11 protein-coding genes are annotated in these 15,744 nt (G+C 59.0%); 6 read left to right on the top strand and 5 right to left on the bottom strand.

The window, feature by feature from the left end:
* Positions 1–50: 50 nt before the first annotated feature.
* Together AC1RKH_RS15735 and AC1RKH_RS15740 are read left to right on the top strand one after the other, a co-directional pair.
* On the top strand, positions 51–1,199 hold the full coding sequence (locus tag AC1RKH_RS15735; RefSeq protein ID WP_493062961.1) for a pyridoxal phosphate-dependent aminotransferase: 1,149 nt from the start codon (positions 51–53) through the stop codon (positions 1,197–1,199).
* Complete coding sequence (locus tag AC1RKH_RS15740; protein ID WP_493062962.1) at positions 1,187–1,978, top strand: amidohydrolase; 792 nt, start codon at positions 1,187–1,189, stop codon at positions 1,976–1,978. The genes AC1RKH_RS15735 and AC1RKH_RS15740 overlap by 13 nt, the downstream gene beginning before the upstream one ends.
* Before the next feature lie 195 nt (positions 1,979–2,173).
* On the opposite strand, the gene leuA is transcribed toward AC1RKH_RS15740, so the two are convergent.
* From leuA to xseA, 3 genes are all read right to left on the bottom strand, one after another.
* Positions 2,174–3,853 carry a 2-isopropylmalate synthase gene (leuA, locus tag AC1RKH_RS15745; protein ID WP_216741125.1) on the bottom strand — a complete coding sequence of 560 codons (1,680 nt, stop codon included), beginning with the start codon at positions 3,851–3,853 and terminating at the stop codon, positions 2,174–2,176.
* 598 nt (positions 3,854–4,451) lie between these two features.
* Complete coding sequence (locus AC1RKH_RS15750) at positions 4,452–5,273, bottom strand: M23 family metallopeptidase (RefSeq protein WP_123582291.1); 822 nt, start codon at positions 5,271–5,273, stop codon at positions 4,452–4,454.
* Between the two features lie 3 nt (positions 5,274–5,276).
* On the bottom strand, positions 5,277–6,656 hold the full coding sequence (gene xseA / locus AC1RKH_RS15755) for an exodeoxyribonuclease VII large subunit (RefSeq protein WP_123425105.1): 1,380 nt from the start codon (positions 6,654–6,656) through the stop codon (positions 5,277–5,279).
* A 216-nt stretch (positions 6,657–6,872) separates the two neighbouring features.
* On the opposite strand from xseA, the gene AC1RKH_RS15760 reads away from it, so the two are divergent.
* From AC1RKH_RS15760 to guaA, 4 genes are all read left to right on the top strand, one after another.
* The gene (locus tag AC1RKH_RS15760) at positions 6,873–7,634 is read left to right on the top strand and encodes a sulfite exporter TauE/SafE family protein (RefSeq protein WP_493062963.1); all 762 of its coding nucleotides are present in this window, start codon (positions 6,873–6,875) and stop codon (positions 7,632–7,634) included.
* A gap of 188 nt (positions 7,635–7,822) precedes the next feature.
* Positions 7,823–8,371, top strand: a complete 549-nt coding sequence (locus tag AC1RKH_RS15765) for a hypothetical protein (protein ID WP_019693449.1) — start codon at positions 7,823–7,825, stop codon at positions 8,369–8,371.
* A 215-nt stretch (positions 8,372–8,586) separates the two neighbouring features.
* Positions 8,587–10,056, top strand: coding sequence for an IMP dehydrogenase (gene guaB, locus AC1RKH_RS15770; RefSeq protein WP_123425107.1), 1,470 nt, complete (start codon positions 8,587–8,589; stop codon positions 10,054–10,056).
* A gap of 81 nt (positions 10,057–10,137) precedes the next feature.
* Positions 10,138–11,715 (top strand): glutamine-hydrolyzing GMP synthase, encoded by a 1,578-nt coding sequence (guaA, locus tag AC1RKH_RS15775; RefSeq protein ID WP_493062964.1) that lies wholly within the window; start codon positions 10,138–10,140, stop codon positions 11,713–11,715.
* A gap of 79 nt (positions 11,716–11,794) precedes the next feature.
* On the opposite strand, the gene AC1RKH_RS15780 is transcribed toward guaA, so the two are convergent.
* Together AC1RKH_RS15780 and treR are read right to left on the bottom strand one after the other, a co-directional pair.
* Positions 11,795–14,845: a membrane-targeted effector domain-containing toxin gene (locus AC1RKH_RS15780; RefSeq protein ID WP_493062965.1), complete on the bottom strand. Its 3,051-nt coding sequence runs from the start codon at positions 14,843–14,845 to the stop codon at positions 11,795–11,797.
* Between the two features lie 136 nt (positions 14,846–14,981).
* Positions 14,982–15,686 carry a trehalose operon repressor gene (gene treR / locus AC1RKH_RS15785; RefSeq protein WP_493062966.1) on the bottom strand — a complete coding sequence of 235 codons (705 nt, stop codon included), beginning with the start codon at positions 15,684–15,686 and terminating at the stop codon, positions 14,982–14,984.
* Between the last annotated feature and the right edge of the window lie 58 nt (positions 15,687–15,744).

Here is a 15,744-nt window from a genome sequence, read left to right on the forward strand (position 1 = left end):
GCTTGCAGCTTGTCGCTTGAAACTTGTAGCTCACCTGCAGGGGCCCACCGATGATCACCAGCAAGCTGCCGAATGTCGGCATCACTATCTTCACCCAAATGTCTCAGCTCGCGGCACAGACCGGCGCGATCAACCTGTCTCAGGGGTTCCCCGATTTCGATGCTCCGCAAGCCTTGTGCGATGCGGTCGGTCGGCACATCGCCAATGGCCATAACCAGTATTCACCGATGACCGGCCTGCCGGCGCTACGCCAGCAGGTGGCGGCGAAGATCGCCCGCAGTTATGGCGTAAACGTCAATGCCGATACCGAGGTGACCATCACCCCCGGCGCGACCCAGGCGATTTTCTGTGCCATTCAAACGGTTATCCACAGCGGTGACGAAGTGATCGTCTTCGATCCGGCCTACGACAGTTATGAGCCCTCGGTGGCGCTGGCCGGCGGTCGTTGCGTGCATGTGCCATTGGGGGGGAAGGATTTCGCCATCGACTTCCAGAAACTCGGCGAAGCGCTGAGCCCGCGGACACGAATGATCATCCTCAACTCGCCGCATAACCCGAGTGGTGCGCTGATCTCGCGCGCCGAGCTGGACCAGTTGGCCGCATTGATCCGCGACCGCGATATCTATGTGATCAGTGACGAGGTGTATGAACACCTGGTGTTCGATGGCGTGCCGCATGTCAGCGTATTGGCCCATGAAGAGCTGTATCAGCGTGCTTTTGTGGTCAGCTCGTTTGGCAAGACTTACCACGTCACTGGCTGGAAGACCGGCTACGTGGTCGCGCCACCGGCGCTGACGGAAGAACTGCGCAAGGTGCATCAATACGTCAGTTTCTGCGGCGTGACCCCGTTGCAGTACGCGCTGGCCGACTTCATGGCCGAGCATCCGGAGCATGTCGAAGAGTTGCCGGGTTTCTATCAGGCCAAGCGTGATCTGTTCTGTGATTTGCTGGCGCCTTCGAGGTTCAGTTTTACCAAGGTCACCGGGACCTATTTCCAGTTGGTCGACTATTCGCAGATTCGTCCCGACCTGAACGATGTCGACATGGCCAAGTGGATGACTCGTGAACACGGCGTGGCGGCGATCCCGATTTCGGTGTTCTACCAGCACCCGCTGCAGGAGCAGCGTCTGGTACGCCTGTGTTTTGCCAAGCGTGAGGAGACGCTGCGTCAGGCAGCGGAAAAACTATGCGCGATCTGACAGCCTTGCCCAATCTGAACGTTGCGCTAATCCAGACCACGTTGGCCTGGCATGACCGTCAGGCCAACTTCGAGCATTTCGAGCAGTTGCTGGAGCAGGCGCGGGGCGCCGACCTGATCATCCTGCCGGAGATGTTCACCACCGGCTTCTCCATGGAGTCGCAGACCCTCGCCGAAGGGGAGAACGGCCCGACCAGCAAATGGCTGCGAGTGCAGGCCGCCAGGCTTGATGCGGTGATTACCGGCAGCGTGATTGTCCAGGCCGCCGACGGCAGCCATCGCAATCGGCTGTTGTGGGCGCGGCCGGACGGTGAGGTCTTGCATTACGACAAGCGTCATCTGTTTCGCATGGCCGGCGAGCACAACCATTTCACTCCGGGCGAGCATCAGGTGCAGTTCGAGCTCAAGGGCTGGCGGGTGCGTCCACTGATTTGCTACGACCTGCGCTTCCCGGTGTGGAGCCGCGATGCGCAAGACACCGATTTGCTGCTGTACACCGCCAACTGGCCGGGTGCCCGTCGTCAGCACTGGAACCGTTTGCTGCCGGCGCGGGCCATCGAGAACCTCTGCTATGTCGCAGCGGTGAACCGGATTGGTACCGACGGTAAGGGCTTTGCCTATACCGGTGATAGTCAGGTGCTGGATTTCCAGGGCGAGACGCTGCTCAGTGCCGGTGAGGCCGATGGAGTGTTTCAGGTCGTTCTGAGCGCTGCGGAGTTGGCGGCTTATCGCACGCGGTTCCCGGCGAATCTGGATGCCGATACCTTTGAGCTGACCTGAGATATCCGCTGGCTGACAGTCCGTCATCGCGAGCAAGCTCGCTCCCACATTGGATTTGTACAGGTCCAACAATCAGCACATAACCCTGTGGGAGCGAGCTTGCTCGCGATGAGGGCCTGACAGGCAACGAAAACCTGAAGATAAAAAAGGCCCCGAGGTTTTCACCTCGGGGCCTTTTGCGTTTCAGCTGGCGGGTTACGCCGCTTTCGCTTCCGGCTGGCTCAGGGAGCGGTTCAGCGCGCTGAACAGGGCCTTGAAGCTGGCCGTGGTGATGTTTTCATCGATGCCCACACCATGCACCGCACGCTCGCCGTTCACGCGCAGTTCAATGTAGGCCGCAGCCTTGGCATTGGTGCCTGCGCCGATCGCGTGTTCGTTGTAGTCCATGATTTCCACCGGGATCGGCAGACCCGCCACCAGTGCTTCCAGGGCGCCGTTGCCCTTGCCACGCCAGTGCAGGTTGGTTTCGCCTTGGCCTTTGCTGGAGACTTCCACTTCGACGGCACTGTGACCGTTCTCTTCCTGCAAGCGATGGCTGACCAGCGCGTACGGCGTGTTGGCCTGCAAGTACTCGCTGTGAAGCAGAGCATGGATTTGCTGGGCGGTCATCTCAAGACCCAGGCGATCGGTTTCGCGTTGTACGACCTGGCTGAACTCGATCTGCATGCGGCGTGGCAAGTTGATGCCGTATTCCTGTTCCAGGAGGTAGGCGATACCGCCCTTGCCCGACTGGCTGTTGACGCGAATCACCGCCTCGTAGCTGCGACCGATGTCGGCCGGGTCGATCGGCAAGTACGGCACTTCCCACAGCGCGTCCGGTTTCTGCTGGGCGAAGCCCTTGCGGATAGCGTCCTGGTGCGAGCCGGAGAACGCGGTGTGAACCAGGTCACCGACGTATGGGTGACGTGGGTGCACCGGAATCTGGTTGCACTCTTCAACGACTTTGCGCACGCCGTCGATGTCGGAGAAGTCCAGCTCAGGATCAACGCCCTGGGTGTAGAGGTTCAAGGCCACGGTGACGAGGTCGACGTTACCGGTACGCTCGCCGTTACCGAACAGGCAGCCTTCGACACGGTCGGCGCCGGCCATCAGGCCCAGTTCGGTGGCCGCAACGCCAGTGCCACGGTCGTTGTGGGTGTGCAGGCTGATGATCACGCTGTCACGACGATTGATGTGACGGCCGAACCACTCGATCTGGTCAGCGTAGATGTTCGGTGTGGCGCATTCGACGGTAGCCGGCAGGTTGAGGATGACCTTGTGCGCAGGCGTCGGGTTCCAGACCTCGATCACGGCGTCGCAGACTTCCTTGGCGAATTCCAGCTCAGTGGCGCTGAAGGTCTCTGGCGAGTATTCGAAGGTCCACTCGGTGTTTGGTTGCTGGGCGGCATATTTGACGAACAGCTTGGCGGCGTTCACGGCGATGGCCTTGATCCCGTCCTTGTCCTGATTGAAGACAATCCGGCGGAAGGAAGGGGAGGTCGCGTTGTAGAGGTGAACGATGGCTTTTTTCGCACCGCGCAGAGATTCGAAAGTCCGCTCGATCAGGTCTTCACGGCCCTGGGTCAGCACCTGAATGGTGGTGTCGTCCGGGATGTGGCCGCCTTCGATCAGGGTACGCACGAAGTCGAAGTCGGTTTGCGAAGCGGCCGGGAAGGAGGCTTCGATTTCTTTCACGCCGACGGCGACCAGGGTTTTCCAGAAGCGCAGCTTTTTCACTGCGTCCATTGGCTCGATCAGCGACTGGTTACCGTCGCGCAAGTCGGAGCTGCACCAGATCGGCGCGGCAGTGATGGTCTTCGACGGCCAGGTGCGATCCGGAATGTCGATAGTCGGGAAAGCGCGGTATTTCGAAGACGGGTCTTTGAGCATGCTCATCGGGAAATCCTTATTGTGTGGGCCGAAAAAAGGCGGCCTGCCGGTGGGTCAAAAAAGCGTTGGATAAAACGTAAGACGAGGCACCGCGATTCAGCCCGGCAGTCGTGCGCTGACAAGGCACAGACTGCGGTGCTGGCGGAGCTGAATGAGGGTGTGAGAGGTTTTCATGTCTTCAACCCTAACCGCGAGGGTGAAAGATGGCAAGCAGTCGAAAAACTTTGAGAGGAATACTCGAAAATGGTTTTTTGGCGAGATTTTATTGCTGTGTATGGCTGCGATTGTTGTGTTGTTTGCGCGAGGGTAGGGCTAAGCGCAATTGAATATTTCAGGCGGCGGAAAGTTCTTCGGTGCCTGTGAAATTGTCATCGCGAGCAGGCTCGCTCCCACGGGGTATCGGTGTGACCACAGATTTGGTGAGCACCCCAAATCCACTGTGGGAGATTTCAGGGGGCGGGGAGTTCTTCGGTGCCTGTGAAATTGTCATCGCGAGCAGGCTCGCTCCCACGGGGTATCGGTGTAACCACAGATTTGGTGAACACCCCAAATCCACTGTGGGAGCGAGCCTGCTCGCGATGAGGCCAGTGGCCTTATCCAGGATTCAGGGTTGAAAAGCGCCGATGAAAATCGCCGGGTCCACTCGGGCGTCATTGAGGCTGACGTTCCAGTGCATGTGCGGCCCGGTGGCTCGACCGGTGGAGCCGACTTTGCCGACCACGCCGCCGCGCGCCAGTTGCTGGCCGACTTTCACGTCGATTTTCGACATGTGGCAGAACATGCTGATAAAGCCCTGGCCGTGGTCGACGAATACCGTGTTGCCGTTAAAGAAGTAGTTGCCGATCAGTATCACCTTGCCGGCCGCCGGGGTCTTGATCGGCGTACCGGCCGGCACCGCGAAGTCCAGCCCGGCGTGGGGATTGCGCTCTTCGCCATTGAAGAACCGGCGCACACCGAACTTGCTCGACAGCGGACCATTGACTGGTTTGTCCAGTAGCAGATTGCTGGGCGTTACCGGGCTGAAGCTGCGATAGGCGCGAATCTGTTCGTCCAGTTCGGCATCGATGCGTTTCAGGTCGTCCGGGTTCGGATTGACCTGACGCTGGTTCTTCAGGGTGATGTGCTGTTCCGGGTACTTCTTGTTGCCGACCATGAACGTCAGGTTACGACCGCCCGCGCTGAGTGCCTGGCTGCCGGGTTTGACGGTCAGGGGTACGCCGACAATCGCCAGCCAGTTGTTCTGTTCCTTGACCACCAGCACCGGTTTGCCTTGGTAGCTGGCCTTGGGCGCCTGAGCCGAAGTGCCCAGATCGACCACCGCCACGCCACCGGGCACCGGTTTGTTCAGCAGGCGCGTGATGTAGCTGTCGGCGTGGGCGTTGAAGGTCAGGCAAAGCAACAACAACGGTGCAAGAAAACGCGGCATGGATCAATCCAGTAAAGAAAGGGTGACAGGTGTCAGATGGTTGTCTTCGACCCGGACCTGCAATTCGCCTTCGCCAAGTTTGGCTTTCAGGCGTTGGCCGTTCTGGGTCTGCGCGGCGCTGCGGATCGCGTTGCCGCGCTCATCGAGCAAAATGCTGTAACCACGGCCCAGCGTCGCCAACGGGCTGACCACATGCAGGGTTTGCATCTGTGTTTGCAGTTGCAGGCGACGGGCCTTCAGGCCTTCGCGCATTGAGCGCGGCAGGCGCTCGGCGAGGCTGTCGAGGCGCTGGCGAAGCAGCGCCAATTGCCGTCCCGGATGTTGCCCGGCGAGGCGGGTTTCCAGGCGAATCAGCCGTTCGCGACGGGTATTGAGGTTGCGTTCGAAGGCCCGGCGCAGGCGCATGTCCAGGTCGTCGAGACGTTGCGCTTGCTGACGCAGGCGTTCGCCGGGGTGGCGCAAGCGACGCGATATGCCTTCCAGGCGCAGGCGATCACGCATCAAGCGGTCGCGGATACGCATCACCAGCCGTCGATGCAGGCTTTCGACCCGACGCACCAGGTCGCTGGAATCCGGCGCCAGCAGTTCAGCTGCGGCGGAAGGCGTCGGTGCACGGACGTCGGCCACGAAGTCACTGATCGATACATCGGTTTCATGGCCGACGGCGCTGACAATCGGGGTGACGCAAGCATCCACCGCACGGGCCACGGCTTCTTCGTTGAAGCACCAGAGGTCTTCCAGCGAGCCGCCGCCACGCGCGAGGATCAGCGCGTCGAAACCGCGGGCGTCGGCCAGCTTCAGTGCGCGGACAATCTGCGCGGTGGCTTCGCGGCCTTGCACGGCGGTGGGGATCAGGGTCAGCACCACTTGCGGCGCACGGCGGCGGAATACGCTGATGATGTCGCGAATCACTGCGCCGGTTGGTGAACTGATGATGCCGATGCGTTGCGGGTGTGCCGGCAGCGGTACTTTGCGTTCGGCACTGAACAGGCCTTCGGCGCTGAGTTTTTCCTTCAGCGCATCGAACGCCAGGCGCAGCGCACCGTCACCGGCAGGCTCCACGGTGTCGAGTATCAGTTGATAGTCGCCACGCCCCTCGAACAGCGAAACCTTGCCCCGGACCTTGACGGCCAGGCCATCCTTCAGCGCCTGACGGACCCGCGCAGCGTTCTGCCGGAAGAGTGCGCAACGCACCTGGGCGCCGCTGTCCTTGAGGGTGAAATAAATGTGGCCGGACGCTGGGCGGGCGAGGTTGGAGATTTCGCCTTCGACCCATATGTTGCTGAACACGTCTTCGAGCAACACCCGCGCGCGGCCGTTGAGCTGGCTGACCGTCAGGACCTCTCGGTCCAGGCCGAGTCTTGCAAAGGGATCTTTAATCATGGGGCGCAGTTTAATGGCATTCGACGCTCAATCTCCATGGCCGATTACCTTCTTGCTGAAGTGAACTCTGTGCGGGCTTGTGTGGGAGCGAGCTTGCTCGCGATTACGGTTTAACATCCAACACTATTATTGAATGTCACACCTCAATCGCGAGCAAGCTCGCTCCCACAAGGGGCTGCAGGCTAAAACCATCACAGTGATAAAAAGGAAGTTGCATTGCTGGAATTATTGAGTCAATGGGCCTTTGGCCCCACGGACTGGCTGGTGATCGGGCTGGGCATCAGCCTGGCCTATATCGTTTTTGGCATCGCCGGGTTTGGTACGGCGCTGGTGGCAGGTCCCATCCTGATTCTGTTCATGCCACTGTCGAAAATCGTGCCCTTGTTGGTGCTGCTGGATTTCGTCGCGGCATTCGGCAATCTGCTGCCGTCGCGACGCGATGTCGCCAAACCCGAATTGTTGCGGTTGCTGCCGTGTATGGCGGTGGGTTGCACGTTGGGGGTGATTTTTCTGCTGAACCTCAAATCCGATCTGTTGCTGTTATTAATGGGGCTGTTTATCAGCGCTTATGCGATTTACAGCCTGTGGGTAAAAGTCCGACCTGCGCAGTTGGCTGCCGCGTGGGCTATTCCGATGGGGACGGTGGGCGGAATGTTCGGGGCGCTGTTCGGCAGTGGCGGCTTTTTATATGCGATTTATCTGAACAGTCGCTTACCCAAGGACGCGGCCCGAGCGACCCAAAGTGCGCTGATCAGTTGCAGCACGGTGGTGCGTTTGAGCCTGTTCACGCTCGCCGGCGTTTATGCCGAGCTACCCTTGTTGGTACTGGCGGTGTGTTTGTTGCCGGCAATGGCGCTGGGGCTGTGGATCGGTCGACGGTTGACCATGAAGATGTCCCGCGAGGCCTTTGTGCGGCTGGTAACCTGGCTGGTGCTGGCCAGCGGCATTGCCTTGATCGGGCGCTATATCAGTACTTGACGGGATTTCGTCAGGGATTAAGCTGCCGGCCGCTCTATCGCCTTCGCGAGCAAGCTCGCTCCCACACTGGATCTCCTGTGGATACATAATTGTGTGACCACCAGAGATCACCTGTGGGAGCGAGCTTGCTCGCGAAGGCGTCATTCGGTACGCCGCAGAACATCCATTTGACGCAGTAGGCTGCACCCATGAATTCGCAAAGTATTATCGTCCCGAAAATCTCCACACTGCCGGTGCATGAGCCTCGGGCGCGGGCGATTGTGCGGTGGCTGGTGCGCAAGAACATCATTGAAGAACAACTCACCACCTGCGGTCGTACTGGCAATCGTATGGCCCACGCTATTGCGCCTGGCGCGCGGGCGGTGGTGTTGCATCCCGAAGCGCTGCCGTTTGGCGAGCCGATCAATGGGCTGGAAATCATCACCAAGCGCTGCATCTATACACCGGCCAAAGGGTTTCTCGAAGAGGCCGGTTGTGCGGAATGCCGTAAAGAGATTGGCGAAGCTCTGTTCGAAAGCCTCGAAGACTGGATGCCGGGGCGCACCGACAACTTCATCTGCCCTGAATGCGGGCATGAAGATGACATCAATGGCTTTCTGTTCCTGCAGGAGTGCGGGTTTTCGAACCTGGGGTTTATCTTCAATAACTGGGCTGAAGCCGGGTTCAAGCAGAGCTTCATCGACGAATTCGCCGAATGGCTGGACCTGCCGGTAAGTTGGGTGAAAGTAGAACTATAAACGCTGGACACATTGTAGGAGCTGCCGAAGGCTGCGATCTTTTGATCTTCAGTGCCCTCGCAGAGGCCAAAAGATCGCAGCCTGCGGCAGCTCCTACGGGAGCGATAATTCCCGTATATCAGTAATACCAATAATAGACAGAGTTTTGCATTGAGCCGGTGGGGGTGTCTGAGTATAATGGCGCGCTTCCATTTTCCCGCTCGGGAGCCCCCGCGATGCTGCGTATCAGCCAAGAAGCTCTGACCTTCGACGACATTCTTTTAGTGCCCGGTTATTCCGAGGTGCTTCCTAACGAAGTCAGTCTCAAAACCCGCCTTACCCGTGGCATCGAGCTGAATATTCCACTGGTTTCCGCTGCCATGGACACCGTCACTGAAGCCCGTCTGGCCATTGCCATGGCTCAGGAAGGCGGCATCGGCATCATCCACAAGAACATGACCATCGAGCAGCAAGCTGCCGAAGTGCGCAAGGTCAAGAAGTTCGAAGCCGGCGTGGTCAAGGACCCGATCACCATCGAGGCGGATGCCACGGTTCGTGATCTGTTCGAACTGACCCGCATGCACAACATCTCCGGCGTTCCGGTACTGCACGATGGCGACCTGGTCGGCATCGTCACCTCCCGTGACGTGCGCTTCGAAACCCGTCTGGATGCCACCGTTCGTGAAGTCATGACGCCCAAAGAGCGTCTGGTGACCGTCCGTGAAGGCGCCAACAAGAACGAAGTCCGCGAGCTGCTGCACAAGCACCGTCTGGAAAAAGTCCTGATCGTCGACGGCAAGTTTGCCCTCAAAGGCATGATGACCGTCAAAGACATCGAAAAAGCCAAGGCCTACCCACTGGCCAGCAAGGACGATCAGGGTCGTCTGCGCGTTGGCGCTGCGGTCGGTACCGGTAAAGACACCGGCGATCGCGTCGCGGCACTGGTTGCTGCCGGCGTTGACGTGGTGGTGGTCGACACTGCCCATGGTCACTCCAAAGGTGTGATCGACCGCGTTCGCTGGGTCAAACAGAACTTCCCTGAAGTCCAGGTGATCGGCGGCAACATCGCCACCGGCGCTGCTGCCAAGGCGCTGGCCGAAGCGGGTGCGGACGCGGTCAAGGTCGGTATCGGCCCTGGCTCGATCTGCACCACCCGTATCGTTGCCGGTGTCGGCGTGCCGCAAATCAGCGCCATCGCCAACGTCGCCGCTGCCCTTGAAGGCACTGGCGTTCCGTTGATCGCCGACGGCGGCATCCGTTTCTCCGGTGACCTGTCCAAGGCCATCGTTGCCGGTGCTTCCTGCGTGATGATGGGCTCGATGTTCGCCGGTACTGAAGAAGCGCCAGGCGAGATCGAACTGTTCCAGGGCCGTTCGTACAAGGCTTACCGTGGCATGGGTTCGCTGGGCGCCATGTCCCAGGCGCAAGGCTCTTCCGATCGTTACTTCCAGGACTCCTCGGCAGGTGCCGAGAAACTGGTTCCGGAAGGCATCGAAGGGCGTGTTCCGTACAAGGGCAGCCTGAGTGCGATCATCCATCAACTGATGGGCGGCCTGCGTTCTTCCATGGGCTACACCGGTAGCGCCGATATCGAAGAAATGCGTACCAAGCCAGAGTTCGTGCGCATTACCGGCGCGGGCATGGCGGAATCTCACGTCCACGACGTGCAGATCACCAAAGAAGCGCCAAACTACCGCGTAGGTTGATGCTTCCAGCAAAAAGTTAAGTAACCGGGGCTGTTCTAATCAGCCCCGAGTTGTTTCTGATTCACTAGACGAGAATGAGTCATGGCCCTCGACATTCACGCTCACCGCATCCTGATCCTCGACTTCGGTTCCCAGTACACCCAACTGATCGCCCGCCGCGTGCGTGAAATTGGTGTTTACTGCGAACTGCATCCGTTCGACATGGACGACGAAGCGATTCGCGAATTCGCACCGAAAGGGATCATCCTCGCCGGCGGCCCGGAGTCCGTGCACGAAGCCGACAGCCCACGCGCCCCGCAAGCGGTCTGGGACCTCGGCGTACCGGTTTTCGGCATCTGCTACGGCATGCAGACCATGGCCGAGCAGATGGGTGGCAAGGTTGAAGGCTCCGAACTGCGTGAGTTCGGTTACGCCCGTGTCGACGTCGTCGGCAAGAGCCGTCTGCTGGACGGCATCGAAGACCATATCGACGCTGATGGCCTGTTCGGCCTCGATGTATGGATGAGCCACGGTGACAAGGTCACCAAAATGCCGCAGGATTTCCACATCCTGGCCAGTACTCCGAGCTGCCCGATTGCCGGCATGTTCGACGATGCTCGCGGCTACTACGGCGTGCAGTTCCACCCGGAAGTGACCCACACCAAGCAGGGTGGTCGCATCCTCTCGCGCTTCATCCTCGACATCTGCGGCTGCGAAGCCCTGTGGACGCCTTCGAAGATTGCTGAAGACGCGATCGCTCAGGTACGCGCTCAGGTCGGCACCGACAACGTCCTGCTCGGCCTGTCCGGCGGTGTGGACTCCTCGGTGGTTGCCGCGCTGCTGCACAAGGCCATTGGCGACCAGCTGACCTGCGTCTTCGTCGACAACGGTCTGCTGCGTCTGCACGAAGGCGAGCAGGTGATGGCCATGTTCGCCGAGAACATGGGCGTCAAGGTGATCCGCGCCAACGCCGAAGAGCAGTTCCTGAACAACCTGGCCGGCGAGTCCGATCCAGAGAAGAAGCGCAAGATCATCGGCCGTACGTTTATCGACGTGTTCGATGCCCAGTCCAACAAACTGGACAACATCAAGTACCTGGCCCAGGGCACCATCTACCCGGACGTGATCGAGTCGGCTGGCGCCAAAAGCGGCAAGGCTCACGTGATCAAGTCGCACCACAACGTGGGTGGCCTGCCGGAAGAAATGAACCTCAAGCTGGTTGAACCCCTGCGCGAGCTGTTCAAGGACGAAGTCCGTCGTCTGGGCCTGGAACTCGGCCTGCCGTACGACATGGTCTACCGTCACCCGTTCCCGGGCCCGGGCCTGGGTGTGCGGATCCTTGGTGAAGTGAAGAAGGAATACGCCGACCTGCTGCGTCGCGCCGACCACATCTTCATCGAAGAACTGCGCAAAGCCGACTGGTATCACAAGGTCAGCCAGGCGTTCGTGGTGTTCCAGCCAGTGAAATCGGTAGGCGTGGTCGGTGACGGCCGTCGTTACGCCTGGGTTGTCGCATTGCGTGCGGTAGAAACCATCGACTTCATGACTGCGCGTTGGGCGCACCTGCCTTATGAACTGCTGGAAACCGTCAGCGGCCGCATCATCAATGAAATCGAAGGCATCTCCCGCGTCACCTACGACGTGTCGAGCAAGCCGCCAGCGACCATTGAGTGGGAGTGATCCCGCGCAAGCCTTGATGGCTTGATCGCAGGTAACTGAAAAGGCCGTGTGAACCGTGTTCACACGGCCTTTTTGCGTTTTAGACGATTCGCTCACGGACGGCGGTCATTCCGTGGGACTCGAGCCGGTGAGTCAAGTCTGCGACGGTGTTAAAGCGCTGGTTGCTGATCCACGGCCAGGACTCTCGCAGGATGTAGACCCCGTGGCCATCCCGGAGGAGTTCGGTGCGAACGAGTTTGCCCTTGGTGATGGCGCCGTTGGCGCTGGTGGTGGAACTGCTACGGTGAATCAGCGTGGCTTTACCGTCGCTGTTGCCGAGGGTGAACATCCCGGCGTCGGGCAGGTGTTCCTCTAGCTTTCGCGCAAGGATCACGCTTTGCGGTGTCTTGATTTGCAGCAGCAAATCATTTTTTGCAAAGCCAGCGGCCTGACCGGGTCGAGCTTCGTCCGAGACGCCCGGATCTGCCTTGATGCCGGCGAACTCATCCGGCCCGACACTTTCGATGCGCAGCCCTATGCTGCCTTCGAGTTCGCTGACGCCTGCTACGCCAGCGAAGGTATTGGCGTGGCTGTTACCCATCAATGCCACCCATCGATGGGCACCCCGTGCGGTCTGATCGGCGCCGATCACCTGGTGGGCGAAGTAGTTCATCATCTTCTGTCGAAAGCCGGTATCCGCCCCCTCGATACCGGTGCTGCGATAGCTGGCCATGGAGTCGATGGCCTGAACGCGGATGCGGTTTTTTTGTGCGGTCCTGACCACTTGCTCAAAGGTGAATTGACCACTGGGATCAGTCCCGTGGCCAGCATCAAGGTTCTTGAGGTAGCGTTCCAGATCCTCGGACATCACGCCCGTTCTATTGAACACGTCCAGATCAGCCTGATGGAAATCTGTCAGCAGATGTTCCATGTACAGGGTTTTGACCTTCTGCTGACGCAGTACTTTCATGTTTTCGATCAGAAACTGTTTGCTGCCGACGCTGGAATGACTCTCGCCAATTACCAGGCCAGTTGATCGCTTGAACAGGGTCTTGATGACGTCCTTGAACTTGGCTGTCGGGTTGAACGATGGAATTTCCGGCCTGGCTGGCAGGTGGATGTCTGAATAGTAGGCGACGGCGTCGTCGTGCAGCTTTCGGCGTAATTTTTTGAAGGACTCGAACTCATTGTCCGGGTTGTTCGTATCCACAAAGCCGTCTTTCAAATCCCATTTCAGTGCATTGCCTTCGGCTGCCTGTTTGAGCGCTGGTTTCATTTCCTGGGGAACATCATAGGGGGTCGCCGGTGCATCGAAATCGGGGAATGGAGGCTCGGCGCTGGCAAATAGCTCGGCAAATTTGCCACCACCGACCAGGCCGGGGCGTGTGACGGGCAGCCATTCCCCTGCTTCATTCAGGCGCACCGGGATGTTGCGGTAAAAGGAGTGGGGATTGACCGGGTCGATGAGGGTCCAGGTCTTCAGTTCATTGCTGTAGCGAACCAGGTAAAAGCGGTCATCGATGGCGATGTAATTGCCCCCTGTTTCAGGCTGATAAATGCCCTGGAACTTGCCTTCGTCGCTGACCGGAGAATAACCATCGAGAATCTCGTTGGTTTCAAACGGGGCCAGGATGTCGGCGTCGGTCGGGCCGGGAGCAACGGCTTCGATGCCCGGTGATGGCGCGGTGCCGGCTTCAACTTCTGCGTTCAGCTCTTCCTCGGGTGTGAGGACCTCTTCAACCTCCAGCGCCTCAGCCAATTCGGCCGCACCTCGTAGAAACGGCAAGTTGAACAACACATCCACGCTGCCAAGAATGGCGCCAGTCACTGCGGCCTTGCGTTCAGCCGGGGTGGTGCCGTTGATGGCCTGGTCGATATGCAGTGCGACATTGGCGATGCCGGCGCCGATAACGACCAGCGCTGCCGGCCATGCCAGGGCGGCCATCGGCCCGAAGGTGTGGCTGAAGGCATTGAGATAGCCAATCCACAGCTTTTTCCTGATCTCGCCGTTGGAGTGCAGCAGGTAGTTGGCATCGCTGAGCATGCGCTCATGGGTGGACTGGCTCAAATGGGTGAACGCATCCCCGCTAATTATTTCACCACGGTAGTGGAGCAGACGATGATCGGCGGCAGTGTCATCGCCAGGTAAAACGTCGTATGTGTGGGTGAGGCCGACATTTTCATACTCCGTGTTCTCCAGGAAATGAACGATCAGGCCAATGCCGGTGAAATTGGCAAGCTTGTGCCCCAGCGAAGTGGGCTTTTCCTGAACAATGTCGCGCTCTTCCTGTTTGAAGTGCATGAGCATGCGTTCACGGCCTTCGGCGTCCTTGACCTCATCGACCAGCCATTCGTGCAGTTCTTCGACCTTGCTGAAGCAATGGAAACCTCTAGGTTCGCCTGGAACGTAGAGAATGTTCAGGTCGCTGTCGTCAGTGATGCTGAAAATGTCCGTCGACACGAACTCATCAATACAAAACTTGCGAATCGATAAACCGCTGCCCGTTGGCGCTTCGTCCATCAGCATTTGCCGGGTGAGTGGCCTGCTTACATCACCGACTGTGGCCCTGAGCACTGTGGTGAAGTGTTCGCGGGTCAGGTGTCCCTTCTCATAGTCTTCAATGGCTTTGGCGATAAAGGTGCACTTGGCCAGCGCGCGGAAGTTGGCGCTGTGTTTTTCCCAGAACGTCGCGATGGCCGTCTTGTAGCGGTCACTGAAGTTGATGTCCCAGAAGGCTTTCAGTGCATCCCTGGAGTGCAGGCGGACTTCGTTGGTTTCATCGTAGTTTTCGGCATCCGCACCGACGCGATAGAAGCCGCTGTCAGCGTCCAGCAGGTCAGCGTTGTCCTGGTCATGGACACTGAAACGCTGCATGACCAGTTGCGGGAAGGTCATCGACTCCCTGGGCTTTTCAAAGACGTGCTGCCAACCGGTAAAGGTCTTCGAGCTGCTTTGAGCGGCGCGAAAACGGTGCCAGTAGACCTTGTCGGGCTCGATATCGGTGATGTGGTGTCGGACGAGAATATCTTTGGCGACCTGGTACGCCATGGCGTACATGTCGGGGCAATCGGCAACCAGATCAGGGATCAGTGACTTGAGTGCCAATGCATCGACGGCATTGGGCTGGGTGATGTCTGCGGTATCTTCCATGATGCGCTCCTTGAGAGGCGGTTGAGGGCCGCTCACTATCTCAAGGGCTATCGGTTCTATCTGTAAGACGCAGGGTAGCGGGCTGCGTGCAACGGCTGACAGATGAAGCAGGACATGGAGAGTGCCGGGGTAGGGTTCAGCGCCGTGCCACGTCCGAAAAATAGAACTTGTCCAGGGTATGCCGCGACTCGGTGTACTCGAACTGGCGGCCGTCCTGCAAAAAGGTCTGGTTGCTGACCACGATCACGTGGCTCTGGCCGTCGAGGTCCAGGTGCTGTTGGTCATCCTTGCTGCGCGGCACCGCTTCGATGGTGCGTTGGGCGTAGGCGATTTGCAGTTGCAGGGTCTGCTCGATGAAGGCGTAGATCGAGTGTTCGGCGATCTCGCGATTGAGCCCTGGAATCAGCTCGGCGACAAAGTGGTTGATGTCCAGAATCACCCTTTTTCCATCGATTCGACGCACGCGTTTGATCCGCGTGATCAGGCTGCCTTCTTCGGCTTTCAGGTGTTCGAGCAGCGCGCCTTGCAGGGGAATCTGCTCGAACTCCACCACCTCGGTGCTGACGTCGTTGCCCAGCCTTGGGTAGGTTTCCTGAAAACTGACGATGCCGCCGAGCTGGAACTCGATCGGGTTGGTAGACAGCACGAAGGTGCCTTTGCCGTGGACTTTCTGGGCGAAGCCGCGTTCCTGAAGCAGTTCGATAGCCTTGCGCACGGTGCCGCGACTGGCCTGGTAGCTGTCCATCAATTCGGTTTCGGAAGGCAGCCGAGCGCCGCGTTCCAGACGTTCGGTCGTGATGCTGGCAAGCAGATCGCTGTAGATCTGGTTGTATTTACTCATGGGAATGGCTGCGTTGTGCACAAGGCAGGAACCTTAGGGAACGCGTGAGGGTTTGTCT

It is taken from the genome of Pseudomonas sp. GW822-FHT06B12 (assembly GCF_058799675.1).

What these genes read in the sequence shown, in the direction of transcription:
- guaB (WP_123425107.1), top strand. Translation starts at nt 8,587, where the DNA reads ATGCTGCGTATCAGCCAAGAAGCTCTGACCTTCGACGACATTCTTTTA.
- leuA (WP_216741125.1), bottom strand. Translation starts at nt 3,853, where the DNA reads ATGAGCATGCTCAAAGACCCGTCTTCGAAATACCGCGCTTTCCCGACT.
- AC1RKH_RS15765 (WP_019693449.1), top strand. Translation starts at nt 7,823, where the DNA reads ATGAATTCGCAAAGTATTATCGTCCCGAAAATCTCCACACTGCCGGTG.
- treR (WP_493062966.1), bottom strand. Translation starts at nt 15,686, where the DNA reads ATGAGTAAATACAACCAGATCTACAGCGATCTGCTTGCCAGCATCACG.
- AC1RKH_RS15780 (WP_493062965.1), bottom strand. Translation starts at nt 14,845, where the DNA reads ATGGAAGATACCGCAGACATCACCCAGCCCAATGCCGTCGATGCATTG.
- AC1RKH_RS15735 (WP_493062961.1), top strand. Translation starts at nt 51, where the DNA reads ATGATCACCAGCAAGCTGCCGAATGTCGGCATCACTATCTTCACCCAA.
- AC1RKH_RS15750 (WP_123582291.1), bottom strand. Translation starts at nt 5,273, where the DNA reads ATGCCGCGTTTTCTTGCACCGTTGTTGTTGCTTTGCCTGACCTTCAAC.
- guaA (WP_493062964.1), top strand. Translation starts at nt 10,138, where the DNA reads ATGGCCCTCGACATTCACGCTCACCGCATCCTGATCCTCGACTTCGGT.
- AC1RKH_RS15740 (WP_493062962.1), top strand. Translation starts at nt 1,187, where the DNA reads ATGCGCGATCTGACAGCCTTGCCCAATCTGAACGTTGCGCTAATCCAG.
- xseA (WP_123425105.1), bottom strand. Translation starts at nt 6,656, where the DNA reads ATGATTAAAGATCCCTTTGCAAGACTCGGCCTGGACCGAGAGGTCCTG.